Annotated in this window: 17 protein-coding genes; 8 read left to right on the top strand and 9 right to left on the bottom strand. The window is 59.3% G+C overall.

The annotated features are described in order from the left end of the window. Positions 1–87 precede the first annotated feature (87 nt). Positions 88–1,065: a methylmalonyl Co-A mutase-associated GTPase MeaB gene (gene meaB / locus ACR0DT_RS09455; RefSeq protein ID WP_480710488.1), complete on the bottom strand. Its 978-nt coding sequence runs from the start codon at positions 1,063–1,065 to the stop codon at positions 88–90. 130 nt (positions 1,066–1,195) lie between these two features. On the opposite strand from meaB, the gene hrpB reads away from it, so the two are divergent. The 3 genes from hrpB to ACR0DT_RS09440 all read left to right on the top strand — a co-directional run bounded on the left by hrpB (position 1,196) and on the right by ACR0DT_RS09440 (position 5,781). Continuing rightward, positions 1,196–3,637, top strand: coding sequence for an ATP-dependent helicase HrpB (gene hrpB, locus ACR0DT_RS09450; RefSeq protein ID WP_480710678.1), 2,442 nt, complete (start codon positions 1,196–1,198; stop codon positions 3,635–3,637). 112 nt (positions 3,638–3,749) lie between these two features. Next, positions 3,750–4,208 carry an NUDIX hydrolase gene (locus ACR0DT_RS09445; protein ID WP_480710487.1) on the top strand — a complete coding sequence of 153 codons (459 nt, stop codon included), beginning with the start codon at positions 3,750–3,752 and terminating at the stop codon, positions 4,206–4,208. Between the two features lie 94 nt (positions 4,209–4,302). Continuing rightward, a complete protein-coding gene (locus ACR0DT_RS09440; RefSeq protein ID WP_480710486.1) occupies positions 4,303–5,781 on the top strand; it encodes an inorganic phosphate transporter in 1,479 nt (492 codons plus the stop codon). A gap of 2 nt (positions 5,782–5,783) precedes the next feature. Here ACR0DT_RS09440 and ACR0DT_RS09435 read toward each other — a convergent pair whose 3' ends face one another. The 3 genes from ACR0DT_RS09435 to ACR0DT_RS09425 form a co-directional block, all read right to left on the bottom strand. Continuing rightward, complete coding sequence (locus tag ACR0DT_RS09435; RefSeq protein ID WP_480710485.1) at positions 5,784–6,758, bottom strand: 2-dehydropantoate 2-reductase; 975 nt, start codon at positions 6,756–6,758, stop codon at positions 5,784–5,786. 65 nt (positions 6,759–6,823) lie between these two features. Beyond that, positions 6,824–7,786, bottom strand: a complete 963-nt coding sequence (locus ACR0DT_RS09430; RefSeq protein WP_480710484.1) for a pirin family protein — start codon at positions 7,784–7,786, stop codon at positions 6,824–6,826. 123 nt (positions 7,787–7,909) lie between these two features. Then, positions 7,910–8,752: a phytanoyl-CoA dioxygenase family protein gene (locus ACR0DT_RS09425; RefSeq protein WP_480710483.1), complete on the bottom strand. Its 843-nt coding sequence runs from the start codon at positions 8,750–8,752 to the stop codon at positions 7,910–7,912. 187 nt (positions 8,753–8,939) lie between these two features. Between ACR0DT_RS09425 and ACR0DT_RS09420 the strand changes: the two genes are divergently transcribed. Together ACR0DT_RS09420 and ACR0DT_RS09415 are read left to right on the top strand one after the other, a co-directional pair. Then, complete coding sequence (locus tag ACR0DT_RS09420; protein WP_480710482.1) at positions 8,940–9,428, top strand: twin-arginine translocation pathway signal; 489 nt, start codon at positions 8,940–8,942, stop codon at positions 9,426–9,428. A 53-nt stretch (positions 9,429–9,481) separates the two neighbouring features. Beyond that, positions 9,482–10,033: a ferric reductase-like transmembrane domain-containing protein gene (locus ACR0DT_RS09415; RefSeq protein ID WP_480710677.1), complete on the top strand. Its 552-nt coding sequence runs from the start codon at positions 9,482–9,484 to the stop codon at positions 10,031–10,033. Here ACR0DT_RS09415 and argF read toward each other — a convergent pair. Together argF and ACR0DT_RS09405 are read right to left on the bottom strand one after the other, a co-directional pair. Next, positions 10,030–10,956, bottom strand: a complete 927-nt coding sequence (argF, locus tag ACR0DT_RS09410) for an ornithine carbamoyltransferase (RefSeq protein ID WP_480710481.1) — start codon at positions 10,954–10,956, stop codon at positions 10,030–10,032. The two genes, ACR0DT_RS09415 and argF, sit on opposite strands and share 4 nt — an antisense overlap. A 75-nt stretch (positions 10,957–11,031) precedes the next feature. Further along, positions 11,032–12,219, bottom strand: a complete 1,188-nt coding sequence (locus ACR0DT_RS09405; protein ID WP_480710480.1) for an acetylornithine transaminase — start codon at positions 12,217–12,219, stop codon at positions 11,032–11,034. Between the two features lie 291 nt (positions 12,220–12,510). Here ACR0DT_RS09405 and ACR0DT_RS09400 point away from each other — a divergent pair, with 291 nt between their 5' ends. Further along, positions 12,511–13,392, top strand: a complete 882-nt coding sequence (locus ACR0DT_RS09400) for a DMT family transporter (RefSeq protein ID WP_480710479.1) — start codon at positions 12,511–12,513, stop codon at positions 13,390–13,392. 53 nt (positions 13,393–13,445) lie between these two features. Here ACR0DT_RS09400 and ACR0DT_RS09395 read toward each other — a convergent pair whose 3' ends face one another. Continuing rightward, positions 13,446–14,252, bottom strand: coding sequence for an ABC transporter permease (locus tag ACR0DT_RS09395; protein ID WP_480710478.1), 807 nt, complete (start codon positions 14,250–14,252; stop codon positions 13,446–13,448). Between the two features lie 123 nt (positions 14,253–14,375). On the opposite strand from ACR0DT_RS09395, the gene ACR0DT_RS09390 reads away from it, so the two are divergent. Both ACR0DT_RS09390 and ACR0DT_RS09385 read left to right on the top strand, forming a co-directional pair. Then, positions 14,376–14,951, top strand: coding sequence for a GcrA family cell cycle regulator (locus ACR0DT_RS09390; protein WP_480710676.1), 576 nt, complete (start codon positions 14,376–14,378; stop codon positions 14,949–14,951). 5 nt (positions 14,952–14,956) lie between these two features. Next, positions 14,957–15,601 carry an NUDIX hydrolase gene (locus ACR0DT_RS09385; protein ID WP_480710477.1) on the top strand — a complete coding sequence of 215 codons (645 nt, stop codon included), beginning with the start codon at positions 14,957–14,959 and terminating at the stop codon, positions 15,599–15,601. Position 15,602: 1 nt separating this feature from the next. On the opposite strand, the gene ACR0DT_RS09380 is transcribed toward ACR0DT_RS09385, so the two are convergent. Further along, complete coding sequence (locus ACR0DT_RS09380) at positions 15,603–16,679, bottom strand: DUF2235 domain-containing protein (RefSeq protein ID WP_480710476.1); 1,077 nt, start codon at positions 16,677–16,679, stop codon at positions 15,603–15,605. Next, positions 16,657–18,948 (bottom strand): xanthine dehydrogenase family protein molybdopterin-binding subunit, encoded by a 2,292-nt coding sequence (locus ACR0DT_RS09375; RefSeq protein WP_480710475.1) that lies wholly within the window; start codon positions 18,946–18,948, stop codon positions 16,657–16,659. The genes ACR0DT_RS09380 and ACR0DT_RS09375 overlap by 23 nt, the downstream gene beginning before the upstream one ends. Positions 18,949–19,034 lie beyond the last annotated feature (86 nt).

Below are 19,034 nucleotides of genomic sequence, written 5' to 3'. Positions count from 1 at the left end.
GGCCAGAATATCACGTTTCTACACTTCGGTCAGTCCGTCGCACAACTTTTAGTGGAAATGCGCTTATGCCGGAACGTGGCACATTTTTTACCGAGCGATTAGTGAGGCCAGCATTGTTTCAGCAGCTGCCGACGGGCTGAGACCGCCCGCGCGAACCTGGCCACCTAACTGCTCCATTTCGGCCCGCGCCTGCGTGGTCGACAATTGCGCCAACAGCGCAGTGCGGACTTCTTGCTCGAACCAATATTGCGCCTGTGCGGCCCGGTTGGCTTCCCAGTGGCCGCTGTCCCGCCGAGATTGGGTCAGCGATTGCATCTGAGACCACGCATCGTCCAACCCGTGTTCTTCCACCGCCGAGACCGTCATAGCCATAGGAAACCCTTCGGGGTCCTGCGGGCGTTTGCGCAATAAACGTAAGGCACCGGAATAATCCGCGCAGGTACGGATGGCGGTGGATTTCAGGTCACCGTCCGCCTTGTTGATCAGAATCATATCGGCCATTTCCATGATGCCGCGTTTGACGCCCTGCAATTCGTCTCCACCCGCAGGGGCTAGTAGTAACAGGAACAAGTCAGACATCTCGGACACCACGGTTTCCGACTGGCCCACACCCACAGTTTCGATCAGCACCACATCGAATGCGGCGGCTTCGCACAGGGCAATCGCCTCACGCGTGCGGCGGGCCACGCCACCCAAATGGGATTGGCTGGGGGATGGGCGGATAAAAGCGTTTTTCTCCCGACTCAGGCGTTCCATCCGGGTTTTGTCGCCCAGAATCGAACCGCCCGATCGGGACGAGCTGGGATCAACTGCCAGCACCGCTACCCGCAGCCCCTGACCGATCAGCATCATGCCAAAGCTTTCGATAAAGGTGGATTTGCCTACCCCGGGCGTACCCGACAGGCCAATACGCAGCGATTGCCGATTGGATTTGGCCAAGTGTGTCAGCAGCTCGGTTGCCTGCGCCCGGTGATCCTCACGGCCGCTTTCGACCAGAGTGATTGCCCGAGCTAACGCGCGGCGCTCACCGTTCAAAATCCTATCACCCAGCTCAGCGGTATTCATGCGCGGCCCTCTACTCGATTTTCGTCTTGATGACGCAGCAGAACGGGGTTTGTCCAGTACCAAGCGCCATGAGAATTGCCGCAGTGTGGCGGAACTGGACCTTGCCGCGCCGTTGGCGGATAAAGCCCACATGATACGCCTGCCCATCGACGACGCGATCCCTGAATTACTTACGGCCCTCAAGACTTCGGGCCGCGCCGTTTTGCAAGCCCCTCCGGGGGCGGGTAAGACGACTCGGGTGCCTTGGGCGATCCTTGAGGCGGGCTTGTGCGACGGTAAGATCGTAATGCTGGAACCACGCCGGCTGGCCGCGCGGGCCGCTGCCGAACGGATGGCGGACACTTTGGGTCAGCATACGGGTGAAACCGTTGGCTACCGGGTGCGGGGCGAGGCGAAGGTTTCAAAAACAACCCGGATCGAGGTCGTGACCGAGGGCATCCTGACCCGCATGCTGCAATCCAACCCGGATTTGCCCGGTGTGGGTGCGGTAATCTTCGACGAATTCCACGAACGGTCTCTGAACGCCGATCTGGGGCTGGCGCTTTGTCTAGAAGTCACCGGAGCGCTGCGGGATGACCTAATGCTGCTGGCCATGTCAGCGACGCTGGATGCTGAACCGGTCGGGCAACTGATGGGTGCACCTCTGGTCACATCCGAGGGGCGCAGTTATCCGGTCGAAACCTTCTGGCTGGACCGACCTTTGGGCGCGCAGGCGCGACGGCTGGACGCTCTGGTCGATCTAGTGGCTCAGGCCGAGCAGGACACACGCAAAACTGGCGGCGGGGTTTTGGTATTTCTGCCCGGTGAGGGCGAAATTCGTCGGGCCGAAGCCGCCCTGTCCAAGCGCCTTCCGGACGATTGCGTGCTGCGCCCCCTGTTCGGTGCAATGCCCTTTGCAGCTCAGCGCGCCGCGATTGCACCGGTGGAACATGGGCGCAAAGTAGTACTGGCCACGTCGATTGCCGAAACCTCACTGACGATCCCAGACATTCGGGTTGTGGTGGACATGGGGCAAGCACGGCGTGCGCGGTTCGATCCCGGCTCGGGCATGTCCCGGCTGGTGACCGAGCGTGTGACCCGCGCCGAAGCCACCCAACGTGCAGGCCGCGCCGGGCGTGTGGCCGAGGGTAAATGTTATCGCCTGTGGGCCAAGGGTGAGGAAGGTGCGCTGTCCGCCTACCCTCCGGCTGAGATCGAGGCCGCAGACCTGACCGGCCTGGCACTGGAACTGGCGCTTTGGGGTGCAGAACCGGGTGACCTTGCCTTTCTGACACCGCCGCCCGAGGGCACGATGGTCGAGTCTAAGGCTCTGCTGGCTATGCTGGGGGCTCTGGATACCAAAGGGCGGATTACCGATCACGGACGCGCACTGGCTGCCCTGCCCTTACACCCGCGTCTGGGTCACATGCTGGTAAGCGCCGGACCGGACGCCGCGGCCTTGGCGGCCTTGATGGCCGAACGCGATCCACTTAAAGGCGCGCCGGTAGACATTTTGCTGCGATTGGAGGCGCTGCGCGACCTGCGCGCGTTTCAACGCAATCGGGTCTGGCAAGTGAATGCCGGCGTAGTGGATCGCATCAAGGCCGAAACCAAACGGCTGCGCGCCAAGGGTGCCACCAGTGATCTGAGCCCCGCCGCCATGGCCGCACTGGCCTATCCCGACCGGATCGGACAGCGCCGCAAGGGTGACGTTCCACGCTATGTTTTGTCGGGCGGCAAAGGGGTGGTACTGGACAGCGGCGATACGCTGGCCGCCGCACCCTATCTGGTGGTTACGGACACTGATGGAAATCCGCGTGAGGCACGGGTGCGCATGGCCGCCCAGATCAGCGAAGGGGAAATCCGTGATCTGTTTGCCGGGCAAATCAACTGGGTTGACAGTTGCGCATGGTCCAAACGCGACCGTCGGGTGGTGGCTCGCAAACAAGAAAGGTTTGGCGCGATCACTCTGAGTGACCGTCTGTGGAAGGACGTGCCGGACGAGGCCGTGGCGCAGGCCATGCTGGAAGGCGTGCGCGACCTCGGGCTGCGTCTGGAAGGGGCAGCGGCCAGATTGGCGGCACGTGTTGAACTGGTGCGGGGCGAAGGGGCAGATTTACCTGACTTTACCATCGAAGGGCTGACAGAGACGCTTGAGGACTGGTTGCTGCCCATGCTCTCGGGCGTGCGCAACGCCGAGGATTGGAAACGGTTCGACCTGTTGCCCGCCCTGCGTGCCCGTTTGAACTGGAACCAGACGCAAGAGCTGGATCGCCGCGCCCCGGGATCGTTTGAAACGCCATTGGGTCGCAAGGTGCCGATAGACTATGGCGGCACAGTGCCCGAGATTTCGGTGCGCCTGCAAGAATTGTTCGGCGTCACACGGCATCCCATGGTGGGGGGCGAGGCGCTGAAGATCACCCTGCTTTCACCGGCGCAGCGCCCGATCCAGATCACCCGGGATCTGCCGGGCTTTTGGTCCGGCTCTTACGCCGACGTTCGCAAGGATATGCGCGCACAATATCCCAAACACCCCTGGCCCGAAGACCCGACACAGGCCGACCCGACGCTGCGCGCCAAACGACGAAAATGACCCGGACACAGATAACCGTAATAGCAATTTAACAGGCAATTGTTTGTATCAGCCTTGTTTCACTGCTATGTGCCGACGTTTCAGGCAAGAAAAGCACAGGACTGATCGACCAATGACGAAATGGCTGCGTAAAATCTGGGATGAGGTCGCCCGACCTATTTTCCTACGCCCGCAACGGGTGCAGTTTGCAGCCCTGTGCATCCGTGAAACCGCGGAAGGGCCAGAGGTTCTGCTGATCACCAGCCGCGATACCGGGCGCTGGATCATTCCGAAAGGGTGGCCAGTCGACGGCATGGACGGTGCCGAAACCGCCCTGCAGGAAGCGTGGGAAGAGGCAGGCGTGCGTGCGCCTAACCCCTCAAAAGAACCAATCGGACAGTATACCTACGATAAAATCCTGAACGACGGCACTGCATATCCTGTGCTGACCAATGTCTACCGCGTCGACGTTCAGGATCTGGAGGATGACTTTCCCGAAGTCGGTAAGCGCGAGCGGGTCTGGGTTTCGCCTTCAGCCGCTGCGGAACGGGTCAATGAACCGGAATTGCGCGATTTGCTGCTGCAACTGTGATAGTTTCGCAAAAAATTGATGACATAACTGTTGTCCCCAAAGGGGAAACCGTCTAGCCGCGTGCCGAAATGCACAGGCTGCTCGAAAAAAGATCATGTCGAATTTGACCTCGAAATCCCGCTGGCAGGCTCTGGACAGCGACCTTCACCGTATCTCACGCGTTGAGAATGCCAATGCTCATGTTGCGCGCCCGTTGCTGGCCCCAGGTATTTCACTGGCCTTCATCGCGCTGGCCGGGTTGTCAGCGGCGATTTTGTTCGGCAAAGCAGATGGCGGGCTGATTGTTGCCGCGGCAGCGGCCTTCGGGGCCTACATGGCAATCAATATCGGCGCCAATGACGTAGCCAACAACATGGGGCCGGCCGTTGGAGCCAATGCCCTGACCATGGGTGGCGCCATCCTAATCGCCGCTGTCGCCGAAAGTGCAGGCGCATTGTTGGCGGGTGGAGATGTCGTTTCAACTATCTCCAAGGGGATTATCGACCCGGCCTCAGTTCAGACCAGCAATGTATTTATCTGGGCCATGATGGCCGCGCTAATTTCCTCGGCCTTGTGGGTTAATCTTGCAACCTGGGTCGGGGCACCGGTGTCGACCACGCACTCGGTGGTCGGTGGTGTGATGGGGGCCGGTATAGCAGCTGCGGGTCTGAGTGCCGTCAACTGGAGCACGATGAGCGCGATTGCCGCAAGCTGGGTGATTTCACCGGTTCTGGGCGGCGTGATCGCGGCTGGCTTTCTGGCGTTGATCAAAACTAAAATTCAGTATCAAGACGATAAAATTGCGGCAGCACGGCGCTGGCTGCCGATCCTCGTAGCGGTGATGGCGGCAGCGTTTGCTACCTACCTCGCCGTCAAAGGCCTCAAGCGTATCGTGAAGATCGAACTAGAGATGGCCCTGCTGATTGGCCTTGCCTCGGGGTTGGTGGTCTGGTCGATCACAGTACCCTGGGTGCGACGCAAATCCGAAAGGATGGAAAATCGCACCAAATCGCTGAAAACTCTATTTGGCCTGCCTCTGGTGATTTCGGCCACATTTCTTAGCTTTGCACATGGCGCTAATGACGTGGCCAATGCAGTTGGCCCGCTGGCCGCTATCGTTCATGCGGCAGAATTCGGCGACTTCGCCTCGAAAGTCTCGATCCCCAACTGGGTGATGGTTATCGGGGCCTTTGGAATATCGTTCGGCCTGTTTCTGTTCGGACCCAAGCTGATCCGGATGGTGGGCAGCCAGATCACCAAATTGAATCCAATGCGGGCCTTCTGCGTGGCGCTGTCTGCGGCCATCACAGTTATCGTGGCCAGCTGGCTAGGCCTGCCGGTCAGCTCGACTCATATCGCTGTAGGTGCAGTGTTTGGGGTTGGGTTCTACCGCGAATGGCATTCGGACCGTCGGTGGAAACAGTCGAACCGGCAACGCCCGGTCGAGCAGCGGTTGGCGCGGGAAGAGCATCGACGCCGCAAGTTGGTGCGCCGTTCGCATTTCATGACAATCGTGGCCGCCTGGGTGGTCACGGTGCCCGCAGCCGCAGCGATGTCAGCGACCATTTTCGTTATCCTGACGGCCTTCGCTTGAACTTAGGGCACGATCTGGCGCGGAGACAACGCGGCTTTCGGCTCTTGCTCGATTAAAGCCCTGACCTTGGCACAGATCGGAGTCTCTACCCCGCATTGCGTGCCCAGGCGAATGATCTCACCTTGCAAGCTGTCAATTTCGGTCGGGCGGCCCGCCTGCAGATCATAGGCCATCGAGGTTCGCGCGCTGGGGTCGATGGTCAGCATGCGCCCGGCGATCCGGGTAAAGATCGGCGTCGGCAGTCGCAGAATATGCGGTGTCATCCATGCCGGCAGCGGAGTGGTCGAAGCTACTTGATGACCCGCAGCTTTCAAAGCAACCAGAGCCTCGGCCATCTGATCTGCCATCAGGCGACGCCAGTTCCGGTCCAGCAGTTGTTCCTTCAATGTCAGCCCCGAAAGCGCGTTCAGCGCATTGTTGAGGTTGATCACCAGCTTCCCCCATTGAACCGCCTCGATATCATCGCTTTCGATAACCGACATGTCTGCATTGCTTAGAACTTGACCCAACGCACCGGGACCGCTTTGGATAACAATGTCACCAGAGGTCGCTCGGTGAAAACTGGCCGGTTCGGTTGGAACAACATTGAACGGCACCATCCCTGCCCGCACATCATGCTCTGGCAGGGCTTTGCACAGGGTGCGAGCATTATCCATACCGTTTTGCCACGATAATACGGGGGTTGAGACCGTCGTGTGTTTCGCGATCTGTGTGGCCATTTCTGCGGTAGCACCGGTCTTGACGGCCACGATGACGGCCTCGGCACCGCTCAGACAGCCTGCGCCCTCTGTCAGGGTCAGATTCTGAACAGCGACATGCCGGTTCAAGCCCGAAAAATCCGTGACCGCCAGCCCCTTTTCGCGGATCGGGTCCAGAATACGTCGACGACCCAACAGGGTGACATCATGCCCAGAATGCGCCAGCAAGGCACCGCAATAACATCCGATACTTCCAGCACCCGCGATCACGATCTTCATGGCATCCCTCCCGGCGCAAAGGATCGCCGGGAACAAGGGCGCGGGCAAGGCCCCCTGACGTGTCGTCAGCGCGCACGCCTTGGGCGCGTACGCTCCAATTCATCCGAGATTGGGATGAATTCCTGATCGTCGCCCGGCGGCAGATGGAACGCGCCTTTGATCCAATCGGCTGATTTCCATTCACGGGTGGCAGCCTCGATCTTTTCCTTCGAGGATGACACGAAGTTCCACCAGATAAAGCGTTCTTCGTTCAATGTCGCGCCGCCCAGCAACATCAGCCGCGCGCCTTGCGGCCCGGCCTTAACCGACAGGTGATCGCCAGGGCGAAACACCATCATGCGCCCCTCCTGGAACGTATCGCCCGCGATTTCGACCGAACCTTGGGTGACATAAACACCGCGGTCCTCGTGATCATCCGGCAAAGGGAACGACGCACCGGGATCAAGCCGCACATCCAGATAGAAGGTTTCCGAAAGCATCGTGACCGGACTGGTTTCACCGTAAGCAGAACCAAGGATCAGTCGGGCGCTGACGCCGTTGTCCTGAATATGCGGCAACGCGCCTTGTTTGTGGTGCTCGAAATCCGGGGCCATATCCTCGTGCGCTTCTGGCAGTGCTATCCATGTCTGGATGCCGAACAAGCTGTGTTTTTCGCCGCGTGTTTTTTGGCTTGTCCGTTCGGAATGGGTCACACCGCGTCCGGCAACCATCCAGTTGACCTCGCCGGGATAGATCATTTGATGTGTGCCAAGACTATCGCGATGCTCGAACTCGCCTTGATAGAGATACGTCACCGTTCCAAGGCCAATATGCGGATGCGGGCGCACATCAATACCCTCACCGGTTAGGAATTCGGCCGGGCCCGCTTGGTCGAAAAAGATGAACGGCCCGACCAGCTGCCGTTGGACCGAGGGCAGCGCCCGGCGCACTTCGAACCCGCCCAAATCGCGGGCGCGCGGGATGATCAATGTGTCCAGCGCCGTATTTTCGGAAAGACACTCGGGGCTGTGGGTTGGGTTCCAACTCATTGCTACTCTCCTGCGGTTAGATCGATGCGTTCACTGATGCAGGATACACAGAATTTTCAAACAGAGTATTCGCAATTTTGCACAGGTAGAGTGCGGGCTTTACGCTAATTCATTCAACGCACATTAAACTGCATCTCTTGGCCAAAGCCTTGGAAAAAACGACCCGTCAATGCGGTCGCCTTCACGGTAACCGGCTTCCTCGAACTGTGCCCGTTCGTCTTTCGCCCAATCTCCGCGATACCGGATGATCCCGTCCGGTGCCGTCATTCGTAAAGTAAACCGACGTACTGTGTCAGACGGCGTGACCGAGGACAGACCGCCATGCAGGGTCCGCATATCGAAAAAGATGCAATCCCCCAACTCCATATCCCACTGCAGCAGATCATAGGCATCAGGATCGGCATTGATATCCGGCGGCTGATGATATGTCCGGCCTGCGACCTCAGCCGCCTCAAGGCTGGGATGTCCGTCTGCAAACCGGACCCGCATGAACAGCTTGCCCCACAGGTGCGAGCCTTTGACGAAGGCGATACCGTTCTCTTTCGTTACCGGCTCAAGCGGCAGCCACAGGACGCACATGGTGCCTTCGAAATCGAAGTAAGACAGGTCCTGATGAAAGGGCGGTCGCGAGGTGGAGCCTGCCTCGCGCAGGAACCAGTTATCCATAACCAGGTTGATTGTCGGAGCGCCCAGCAACCCTGCCGCCAACGGAGCACATGGCGAATTGTGTACGAAATCGGTGAATTGTGGGATCTTGTTCCACGCCCAGTAATCTTCAAAATAAGCCGGGGCGTCTGGGTCCTTGGTGTGGCGGGTGAAATTTTCGGTCGGGTTGGCGAGGTCAGCGCTGATACCATCCCTCAGCAAGTCCAACCAATATTCCGAGAATTTCGAACGCAAAACAACGGCCCCATCGCGCTTGAAGGCCGCGATTTCGTCGGGTGAAACCGATTGAGTCTTGTCCATTTGTACAGCCCTTCGCATCGCTGGATCGAAGATGACATCCTATCCCGCGCAGGGTCAAAGAAATTCGCCGGGGTGCGGGACGATCACAGGGTGGTGAAGATCATCTCGGAATTGATCCGAACCGTGCTATCTTTGCGCTTAGGCGCGTTCTGGTAGCTTTGGATGACACCTTGCAGGAGGTCCCGACATGACGAATTCACGCTTTTCCCGTCGGTCCGTGATGGCGCTGGGCTGGGCAGCCCTGGCCACTGGCAGCTCGGGCTTGCTGTTGCCCGCGCGCGCCGCCGGACTGGCACCGACACCATCCATGCGCGGTGGGTCGAACAATTACCGCCCCGGCGCGCCCATCGTCGAGCGGATCGGCGGCGGCGGGTTCTGGATGACCGGCACAGTGCGTCGCGCGGGGGATGGTGCCCCCCTACCCGGCCAGCGCATACAGATCTGGGCCCACACGACCGAAGGGCATGAGCGTGACCCGCAAAGCCATGGCGCGACCCTGACGGACGCCAATGGAGAGTTCCGTTTAGAGATGCCGCAGATCGTGCCCGCGTTTGGCCAGCCGCACGGGCATCTGGCCTATGACAGCGGCGAGTTTGAGACGGTTTTCTTGCGCCCGATCATGGCAAGCTCGAAGGACAAAACCCTCGCCGCGCATTTCGTCCTGCAACCCGTCTGACTTAAGTGATCCGCAACCTTTTGATCTGGGCGGCTGTGATCGCCGCCGTGACTATGCCGCTGTTTGCAGCGGTAAACAGCCCCTTATTGGCTTGGCGCAATCCGGTTTACATCGTGGCCGGGTTCGCTGGCGTCCTAAGCATGGGGCTTTTGTTGCTGCAACCTTTGCTGGCCGGGCGTGACCTGCCCGGATTGCCCCCTTTGGCTAGTCGTCGCTGGCATCGAAGGGTCGGCATAACGCTGGTCGCCGCCATTGTGATACATGTAGGTGGGCTGTGGATTACCAGTCCCCCGGACGTTGTAGATGCTTTGCTGTTCGTCTCACCCACCCCGTTTTCAGCCTGGGGCGTCGTTGCAATGTGGACCGCCTTTGCAGCAGCCTTTCTGGGCATCTACAGACTGCGTCTAACCCTGCGATATCGTATCTGGAGATTGGGCCATACAGGGCTGGTTTCCGTGACCATTGCCGGCAGTGTCGTGCATGCGATGCTGATTGAGGGGTCGATGGAGATCATGACCAAAACCGCCCTCTGCGTGTTGGTTCTGTTGGCGAGCGTCCGAACGCTCGCCAGATTGCGTGTGTGGGATATCCGGCGGCGCGGTTAGACGCCCAGACACCAGCGCATAACCGCCTTTTGGGCGTGCAGACGGTTTTCAGCCTCGTCAAAGATCACCGAGTTCGGTCCGTCCATGACCTCGGATGTCGCCTCTTCCTCGCGGTGCGCGGGCAGGCAATGCATGAACAGCGCATCCGGCTTGGCATGCGACATCAGTTCGTTATTCACCTGATAGGGGCGCAGCAGATTGTGCCGACGTTCCTTGGCCGACTGGGAATCGTGCATCGAAACCCAGGTATCGGCGACCACCAGATCGGCGCCTTCAACCGCTTTGTAGGGATCACGCTCAACCACGATTTTCGAACCCTTCTGACGGGCAAACCCCATGAATTCTTCTTCGGGGTCGAACTGTGCGGGGCCAGTGAAAGTCAGATCGAACCCGAACTGGCCTGCGGCATGCAGGAAAGAGGCGCAAACGTTGTTGCCGTCACCGGTCCAGACAACCTTTTTGCCAGCGATAGGGCCTCGATGCTCCTCGAAAGTCAGTACGTCGGCCATGATCTGGCAGGGGTGGGTGCGATCGGTCAGGCCGTTGATTACCGGCACGTCGGAGTATTCTGCCATCTCGGTCAGGATGGTCTCATCAAAAGTCCGGATCATAATCATGTCGACATAGCGCGACAGGACACGGGCCGTGTCGGCGATGGTTTCACCATGGCCCAGTTGCATGTCCTTGCCGGACAGCACCATAGTCTGCCCGCCCATTTGCCGAACGCCGACATCAAATGACACGCGCGTCCGGGTTGAGGGTTTTTCAAAGATCAACGCGACCATGCGGTCCTTGAGTGGTTGATCATCATCCAGCGCGGCCTTGGGGCTGCCCAGACGGGCTTGTTTCATCTCGCCGGCTTGATCGATCATCGTCCGCAGATCGCCTGCATCGGTTTTGTGGATATCAAGGAAATGGTTCATATCGTTTCGCTTTTGGCTGTCGGTCGCTGGGGGCGCTGCCCCCAGATCTCCGGAGTATTTGGGAAATGATTAAGATTAGGCAGATTCGAGACTGGCTTCGACCTGTGCGGCGGTCTTGTCGAGGCGGATCATGGCCTGGGCGATATCATCCTCGGTCAGGGTCAGAGGTGGCAACAGGCGGATGACGTTGTCGGCGGCAGGGACAGTGATGACCTCATTGTCATAACCCGCGTTGACCACATCAGTATTGGTCGCCTTGCATTTCAGACCCAGCATAAGCCCCGCGCCGCGCACCTCTTCGAACACGTCAGGGTGGTCGGCGATCAGGCCTTCGAGCTTCTGACGCAGCATCCCCGCCTTCCGGTTCACGCCTTCAAGAAAAGCAGGCGTCGCCACCTGATCAATCACTGCGCAGCCCACGGCGCAGCCCAGTGGGTTACCACCATAGGTCGAGCCATGGGTGCCCGCAGTCATACCGCTGGCGGCGTCTTCGGTGGCCAGTACAGCACCCAGAGGGAAGCCGCCGCCTATGCCTTTGGCAACCATCATGATGTCAGGCGTTATTCCCGCCCATTCATGGGCAAACAGCTTGCCCATCCGACCAACGCCGCATTGTACTTCATCGAGAATCAGAAGCAGGCCGTTGTCGTCGCAGATCTGGCGCAGGGCCTTGAGTTCCGCGTCGGGCACCGGGCGGATGCCGCCCTCGCCCTGGATCGGTTCGATCAGGATCGCAGCGGTCTTGTCAGTGATCGCGTTGGTAACGCCATCCAGATCGCCGAAAGTCACATGTACAAAACCGGGCAGCAGCGGGCCAAAGCCCTTGGTCATCTTCTCGGACCCGGCAGCCGCGATTCCAGCCGAAGACCGTCCGTGGAACGAGCCGTCAAAGGTGATGATCTCAACCCGCTCGGGCTGACCTTTGTCATAGAAATACTTGCGGGCCATTTTCACGGCCAGTTCGCAGGATTCCGTGCCCGAGTTTGTGAAGAACACCGTATCGGCGAAGGTATGTTCGACCAGCTTGTCCGCCAGCGCCTGCTGCTGCGGGATGTTGTACAGGTTCGAGACATGCCACAGCGCGTGTGCTTGTTCAGTCAGCGCGTTGACCAGCGCCGGATGCGCGTGGCCCAGCGCGTTCACCGCAATCCCAGCGCCAAGGTCAAGAAAACGTCGGCCATCCGCCTCGGTCAGCCAGGCGCCTTCGCCCTTCACGAAAGTCAGGGGCGCGCGATTATAGGTCGGCAGAACGGACGGGATCATCGGATCATCCTTTTCGTTAGGTTAAGCCCCGTGAGTGATACACGAAGGCCGGATTCGTCAACAGATTTGGTGGGATTTGCGCGGATTTACAACGCACAATGGATCAAACGGGCCGGTTACGCGGTAAAGCGTCGGCGTCGGAGGCGCAGGATATGTGCGTGTTTGATCATGCGGGCCGTATAGTCGGGTGCGTGGCGTCTGAAAACCCCGAATTTTACAAACCGGAAACTTCACTTTGAAACTCAACTTTTATCGCTTGCCATTTACGACGCAGTGACGCACCGCTTGGGCATGACACCCGCGCGCCAGAACCCTGCCCTAGCAGCTATGCTGATCGTCACCGCCAGCGCCTTTCTCGCGGCGACCACGCTGCTGGCCAAGGCGCTGGGGACGGGCACCTTGGGCCCGGCGCTGCATCCGATGCAGATCAGCCACGGGCGGTTCCTGTTTGCCTTTCTAGTAATCGTCAGCGCGGTGGGTGTATTGCGCCCACGTTTAAGCCGCCCGCATTGGGGCCTGCATATTGGGCGAACGAGCTTTGGCTGGGTGGGTATCACGCTGATGTTCGCCTCGGTTGCGTTCATCCCGATTGCGGATGCCACCGCGATTTCCTTTCTGAACCCCGTTTTTGGTATGGTTCTGGCCATCCCGCTGTTGAAAGAGGGTGTCGGACCGTGGCGCTGGCTGGCCGCTGCCGTGGCCCTGACCGGCGCACTGATCTTGCTGCGTCCGACACCAGCCAGCTTCCAGCCCGCCGCCTTGCTTGCACTGACGGCAGCGGCGGTGATCGGGATGGAGCTGATCTTCATCAAAAAACTCGCAGGCCGTGAGATTCCGATCCAAATTCTGCTGATCAACAACGCGATGGGGCTGACTATTGCTTCGGTCGCCGTCAGCTTTGTGTTCCAGATGCCAACGCCCGAACAATGGGTCGCTCTAGTGGCGATCGGGGTTCTGATGGCCTGTGCTCAAGCCTGTTTCGTCAATGGCATGGCGCGCGCGGATGCTTCGTTCGTGGCGCCAATAAGCTACGCCACATTGATCTTTGCCGCCCTCTATGACTTTGCGGTGTTCGGCGTTATCCCGGACGTGGTCAGTCAGATAGGGTCCGCGATCATCCTGACAGGCGGATTGATCCTTGTCTGGCGCGAGGCGCGTGTCCGAACCGCCTAGCCCTGCATGTTCGGGATTGCGATGTCCAAACCCCGGCAAACCGATAGTTGGCGCTACGCCTTCAGCCGATATCCCTTGCGCAACATCTGCCATGTGATTGCGGAGACAATCAGAGTTGCGCCGCTGCAAACCACAAATCCCAACGCAGGCGAGCTGTCAGATACTCCGATCATGCCATTTCTTAACCCGTCGATCAGGTAAAACACCGGGTTCACATGGCTGAGGCGGTTGAGAACAGGCGGCAGTGCCTCGACCGAATAGAAAGTGCCCGACAGGAAGGCCAGCGGCGTAACGATGAAATTGGTGATTGCTGCCATCTGGTCGAACTTGTTGGCGAATATTCCGGCGAACAGACCCAACGCGCCCATAAAGGCGCCTCCGAGGATGACAAACAGCAGCGCAATCAACGGGTTTTGCGGCACCAGCCCCAACACCAGTGCAAGTGCAATGGCGACGACGCAGGCGATCAGAACCCCTCGTACGATCCCTCCAGCCAAATAGCCCAGCAAAATCTCCAGCGGGGACAGCGGCGGCATCAGAGTATCAACGATGTTGCCCTGTACCTTGGCAATCACCATCGAAGACGAGGTGTTGGCAAAGGCGTTCTGGATCACGGTCATCATCATGATGCCCGGGGCCAGAAAGGTCAGGAACGGCACCCCCATCACGTCGGACCGGCTGGGGCCAATGGCGATATTGAAGATCAGCAGAAACAGACCCGCGGTCACCAGCGGCGCCAGCAGGGTCTGGGTCCAGACCGCCAGAAATCGCAATGTCTCGCGTTGAGCCAACGTATAAAGACCCATCCAGTTGACCGCTCCGAAACGGTGTTCGTTCTGCTCAAGGGGTAACTGCATCATATGACCTCAACCTGATTCGAAGACTGCTTGTAACTCGGGGCGCAGTGATTAGAATAGGGGGCTGAGACGATTTCCCAAGGCGGCCCGAATCCGGGGCCGCTTTCCGCTTTTGAAAGGCAAATGATGTCCTGGACTGACGAGCGTGTAGAACTGCTGAAGAAGATGTGGGGCGAAGGCCAGTCGGCCAGCCAGATCGCAAAGGAATTGGGCGGGGTAACCCGCAACGCCGTGATCGGCAAGGTGCACCGTCTGGGCCTGTCGAACCGTGCGACCGGCGCCTCCCCGACCAAGGCCGAGCGTAAGGAAAAACCGGCCCCCGCGCCCAAGGCCGAGGCCAAGCCGAAGCCGGCCCCCAAAACCGAACCGGCCCGCCCGGCCCCCGCGCCTGCGGCCGATGCCAAACCCGCCGTGCCCGCCCGCCGCCAGATCATTCCGGCTGGTCAGCCGCTGCCACCGCAGCCTTCGGCCAATGAAATCAGCCCCGAGGCGCTGGCCAAGGTCAATGAGATCGAGAAGAAGGCCAAGAAACTAACGTTGATGGAACTGACCGAGAAGACCTGCAAATGGCCCGTCGGCGACCCCGCGACCGAGGATTTCTGGTTCTGCGGCCTGCCGGTTGAAGCCGGCAAACCCTATTGCGAGGCGCATGTTGGCGTGGCCTTCCAACCGATGAGCTCGCGCCGCGACCGGCGGCGGTAAAACGGATGCGCCAGGATCCGACTACACTGGAGGATACCTGGCTGACCCGGGCAAAACGCTTGTTGGCGCTGGCCGAAACCGGCCAGCATTTCACCAAAGATCCTTTTGACCGCGAACGCTATGACGAAATCGCAGGGATGGCCCGCGCCATGCTGGCAGATTTGGGTCAGGTGCCTCTGTCGCGGATCGAGGGGCTGATCTCGGATCATGCAGGTGGCTATGCCACGCCCAGCATCGACATTCGCGGCGCAGTAATCCGCGACGGTCGTATTCTACTGGTCCGCGAACGCTTGGACGGGCTGTGGGCTATGCCGGGTGGATTTGCTGATATTGGTAGCTCTCCAGCAGAAAACATCGAACGCGAGGTCTGGGAAGAGGCCGGACTGCAGGTCCGTGCCAGGCATCTCTATGCTCTGCGTCACAAGGCACGGCATCCTTATCCGCCAGATGCGCGAGATTTTTATAAGCTATTCTTCCTGTGCGATGAGGATGGTACGGACGCCCCGCAGCCGGGTGCCGAGACCAGCGACGCGGCCTTCTTTCCTCCGGACAAAGTACCTGCACTATCATTGGCGCGAAATATTCACGCGGATGTCACAGCGGCGTTCCGCGCCCATTCAACGGGTCAAACCCAAACTCTGTTCGATTGACCTATTGAGCCGGATGCGATGGTAGATCCGGCATCGGTACCCAACCGGGCAATTCATCAGGTTCGACCGAGATATGCAGATGCTCGGACTGGTCCGTCCCGATTTTGCGATGCTTACGCAGCAGGAATATTTTGCCCCATCCACGCCAGGTTCCGACCGAAGTTGCAGTTGTCGAGGTTGGGAATCGGTCGCGCCAGCCTTCGGGCAGCGGCAATCCATGCTGCTCGGCCTTATCCAGCATCCAAATCAGGGAAATATTGCTGAGGGGACGCGCCTCTTCAAAACCGTTCAATTGCCCGCCCACGTCGCCATGGGTGCCGCGAAACCAGACCTGCTCAACATGGCCTTGGAACTCGGGTGTACATTTCCACAACACTGGCTCGTACACTTCGCGCGTCTCGTCCAGCGCCATGGCGTGATAGCCGTGCCGGGTGGCGGGACCGAGTTCATGGTTGTGAAACGCATGCTTATCTTCGGCCCAGCGCCATAGCAGCGGCAGGCGCAGGCCCAGCGCCTTGACCGTATCCCAGACGCCGATCATCTCGATGGCGATCTCATCATGACAGAACTTATCACGGAATTCACGAGCTGCCTCACCATTAGGCGTACATTCATAATGGCGATAGGCCTGTTTGATGTTGCGCTCGGTCGCGTGTTCCGCCTTGAGCAAGCCGATCATGTCGATCACACCCGCAAGGCTACGCACCCCGTATGCGCCGCGCGAATAACCAATGAAGAATATCTTGTCGCCGGGTTTATAGCGGGACGCCAGATAACCATAAGCGCGTCGAATTTGCCGATTGATGCCCCGCCCCATCATCACGTCCAGCGAGGATTTCCAGCTTTCCCACTGCACGCCGGATTCGTAAAAAACCGAGACCTTAGCACCCATCTCGCGACACAGCCGCAGCGTCTGGCCCGCATGGGTTTCAAACCCCGGTTCCAGCGTCGACATGGTGCCGTCAAGGATAATGACATGGCTGATCGGTTCGCGGTGCAGCCCCTCGGCCGAGTGTTCGGACCGTAAAGGTCGCCCGAGCCATCCCAGTACCTTTTTACTCAGCCGCGACAGAAACATGCGTCAGCGATTCCCAAACTCTGAGGGGTGTGAACGGCATATCCGCCTGCCGCACCCCATGTTCCCAAAGCGCGTCCTGTACCGCGTTCGCCACTGCGGCCAGCGCGCCCACGGTGCCGGCCTCTCCGCATCCTTTCATCCCCATCGGGTTGGAAGTTGACGGAACCGGCGCCGAGGTAAACTTTATCATGGGTATCTCGGACGCGCGGGGCAAGGCGTAGTCCATCAACGAAGCCGTGAGCAGTTGCCCCTGCGCATCATGTACAACATGCTCGGACAGCGCTTGACCGATGCCCTGCGCAACACCTCCATGCACCTGCCCTTCGGCCAGCATCGGGTTGATAAGATTTCCAAAATCGTCAACGACAGTATAGCAGTCGACCCATGTTTCGCCGGTGTTATAATCAATAACGATTTCGGCAACATGCGCGCCATTCGGAAAGCTGCGCGCGTCCAGCGTAATGCGCGCCTCGTGCTGCAGAAGGTCGGTACGACCATCGGCGCGGGCCATCTCGGCCGCTTCGATCAATGTGGGTGTCAGGTTCGACCCCGGCGCGCGGAATGTTTCGTGATCAAAGCTCACGTCAGCCTCCTTCACTCCCATCTTATCGGCCAGATAAGGCGTGAATGCGGCGATCATGACGTCGATGGTGGCCAGCGTGGCGGTGTTTTGGACTGTAACAGAGCGCGACCCACCGGTGCCGCCGCCGTTCGGCAGTTGATCGCTGTCCCCCTGAATTACCGTAATCTGATCCATTGGAACGCCGATCTGGTCCGACAGATACTGGGTATAGGCCGTCTCATGGCCCTGACCGTTTGATTGCGTACCCACATAAAGGTTCACGGTGCCATCCTCGTTGAATGCGATCTTTGCGTTCTCGGAAGGGTCACCCAAAATACTTTCAATATAGTAACAAATGCCCTGTCCCCGGATCAGACCACGTTCGGCATCGGCTGCCTTACGGGCGGCAAATCCCTGTGTCTGTTCGCGGGCACGGGTCAAGACCATGTCGAAATCGCCGACGTCATAGACCTCACCCGTAGCCGTTTTATAGGGGAAGGCCTCGGGTCGGATGAAATTCTTGCGCCGCAGCTCCCACGGATCGACACCCAGCTCTCGCGCTGCACGGTCCATGACTCGTTCCAGCACATAGATCGCCTCGGGCCGCCCTGCGCCGCGATAGGCATCGACCTGAGTGGTGTTGGTAAAGAACCCTTCGACCCGCAGATAGGTGGCCTGCACGTCATAAGCCCCCATAAGTACTTTGCTGAACAGGTTGGTCTGAATGGCCTGCCCAAAGTGGCTATTATAGGCGCCAAGATTGACCTTGCTGTGCACCCGATACGCAGTAATCCGGTGATTTTCATCAAATGCCAGTTCGGCCAGCGAGGTCAGGTCGCGGCCATGGTGATCCGACAGCATCGCCTCGGACCGGTCCGACATCCAGTGGACGGGCTGCCCCAGTTTCATCGCAGCGACCGCGACGCAGAAATATTCAGGATACGGCATCACCTTCATGCCGAACCCGCCACCAACGTCTGGCGTCGTGACGCGAATGGTTTCAGGTTCCATCTTTAACTTATGCGCCAACTGACCGCGCATGGCCCAGACACCCTGTCCGCTATACGCAAAGTGCAATCGACCGCCGGACCAATTGGCCTGACAACCTCGCGGCTCCATCGACGTAATGATCACCCGGTTATCCGCAACGTTCAATTTGACTCTATGGGCAGCGGCTTGAAAGGCAGCCTCGGTCGCCGCCTCATCGCCCATACCCCAGTCAAAGGCACGGTTGTCGGGGGCTTCGGCGTGCAGCGGTTCGCCGCCTGCGTCCAGATCCAATTTGGCGGGCAGGTCGTCAGTTTCCATCCAGATCAGTTCGGCCGCATCTCGAGCCTGCACCTGAGTATCGGCGATCACCACTGCGACCGGCTCACCCACATAACGCACGCGGTCCTTTGCCAGCATATGACGATCCGGCGCCGCTGCTTTTGAGCCATCCCGGTTAGACACAAGCGCCGCGTTTAAAACTGTGTCGATCCCTGCCTCAGTCAGATCGTCCAGTGCCATGACCAGTCGCACGCCATCCGCCTCACGTGCTGCACCCAGATCCAACGCTGTGATCCGCCCATGCGCAACCGGGCTACGAAAGAAAGCCGCAAACAGGGCATCACCCGGCACCGTGTCGTCAATGTACTGCCCCTGCCCGGTCAGAAACCGCTGATCCTCGGTCCGTTTCACCGGCTGACTTTTTCCGAACTTGTCCATTGGGTGCTCCTGCCTCGGCCTGTAGGGGCGACTTTAGGCTGCGGCGGTTCGTTGTCCAGAGTATCCGCAGACCCTTCCCCTTCCTC

The organism is Ruegeria sp. BI11, assembly GCF_056538005.1.
The sequence above is the reverse complement of the archived record's forward strand: the minus strand, read 5'-3'. Positions and strand labels throughout refer to the sequence as shown.

What these genes read in the sequence shown, in the direction of transcription:
- ACR0DT_RS09430 (WP_480710484.1), bottom strand. Translation starts at nt 7,786, where the DNA reads ATGAGTTGGAACCCAACCCACAGCCCCGAGTGTCTTTCCGAAAATACG.
- ACR0DT_RS09435 (WP_480710485.1), bottom strand. Translation starts at nt 6,758, where the DNA reads ATGAAGATCGTGATCGCGGGTGCTGGAAGTATCGGATGTTATTGCGGT.
- hrpB (WP_480710678.1), top strand. Translation starts at nt 1,196, where the DNA reads ATGATACGCCTGCCCATCGACGACGCGATCCCTGAATTACTTACGGCC.
- ACR0DT_RS09415 (WP_480710677.1), top strand. Translation starts at nt 9,482, where the DNA reads ATGCCGCTGTTTGCAGCGGTAAACAGCCCCTTATTGGCTTGGCGCAAT.
- ACR0DT_RS09400 (WP_480710479.1), top strand. Translation starts at nt 12,511, where the DNA reads ATGACACCCGCGCGCCAGAACCCTGCCCTAGCAGCTATGCTGATCGTC.
- ACR0DT_RS09445 (WP_480710487.1), top strand. Translation starts at nt 3,750, where the DNA reads ATGACGAAATGGCTGCGTAAAATCTGGGATGAGGTCGCCCGACCTATT.
- meaB (WP_480710488.1), bottom strand. Translation starts at nt 1,065, where the DNA reads ATGAATACCGCTGAGCTGGGTGATAGGATTTTGAACGGTGAGCGCCGC.
- ACR0DT_RS09405 (WP_480710480.1), bottom strand. Translation starts at nt 12,219, where the DNA reads ATGATCCCGTCCGTTCTGCCGACCTATAATCGCGCGCCCCTGACTTTC.
- ACR0DT_RS09440 (WP_480710486.1), top strand. Translation starts at nt 4,303, where the DNA reads ATGTCGAATTTGACCTCGAAATCCCGCTGGCAGGCTCTGGACAGCGAC.
- ACR0DT_RS09380 (WP_480710476.1), bottom strand. Translation starts at nt 16,679, where the DNA reads ATGTTTCTGTCGCGGCTGAGTAAAAAGGTACTGGGATGGCTCGGGCGA.
- ACR0DT_RS09395 (WP_480710478.1), bottom strand. Translation starts at nt 14,252, where the DNA reads ATGATGCAGTTACCCCTTGAGCAGAACGAACACCGTTTCGGAGCGGTC.
- ACR0DT_RS09385 (WP_480710477.1), top strand. Translation starts at nt 14,957, where the DNA reads ATGCGCCAGGATCCGACTACACTGGAGGATACCTGGCTGACCCGGGCA.
- ACR0DT_RS09420 (WP_480710482.1), top strand. Translation starts at nt 8,940, where the DNA reads ATGACGAATTCACGCTTTTCCCGTCGGTCCGTGATGGCGCTGGGCTGG.
- ACR0DT_RS09390 (WP_480710676.1), top strand. Translation starts at nt 14,376, where the DNA reads ATGTCCTGGACTGACGAGCGTGTAGAACTGCTGAAGAAGATGTGGGGC.
- argF (WP_480710481.1), bottom strand. Translation starts at nt 10,956, where the DNA reads ATGAACCATTTCCTTGATATCCACAAAACCGATGCAGGCGATCTGCGG.
- ACR0DT_RS09425 (WP_480710483.1), bottom strand. Translation starts at nt 8,752, where the DNA reads ATGGACAAGACTCAATCGGTTTCACCCGACGAAATCGCGGCCTTCAAG.
- ACR0DT_RS09375 (WP_480710475.1), bottom strand. Translation starts at nt 18,948, where the DNA reads ATGGACAAGTTCGGAAAAAGTCAGCCGGTGAAACGGACCGAGGATCAG.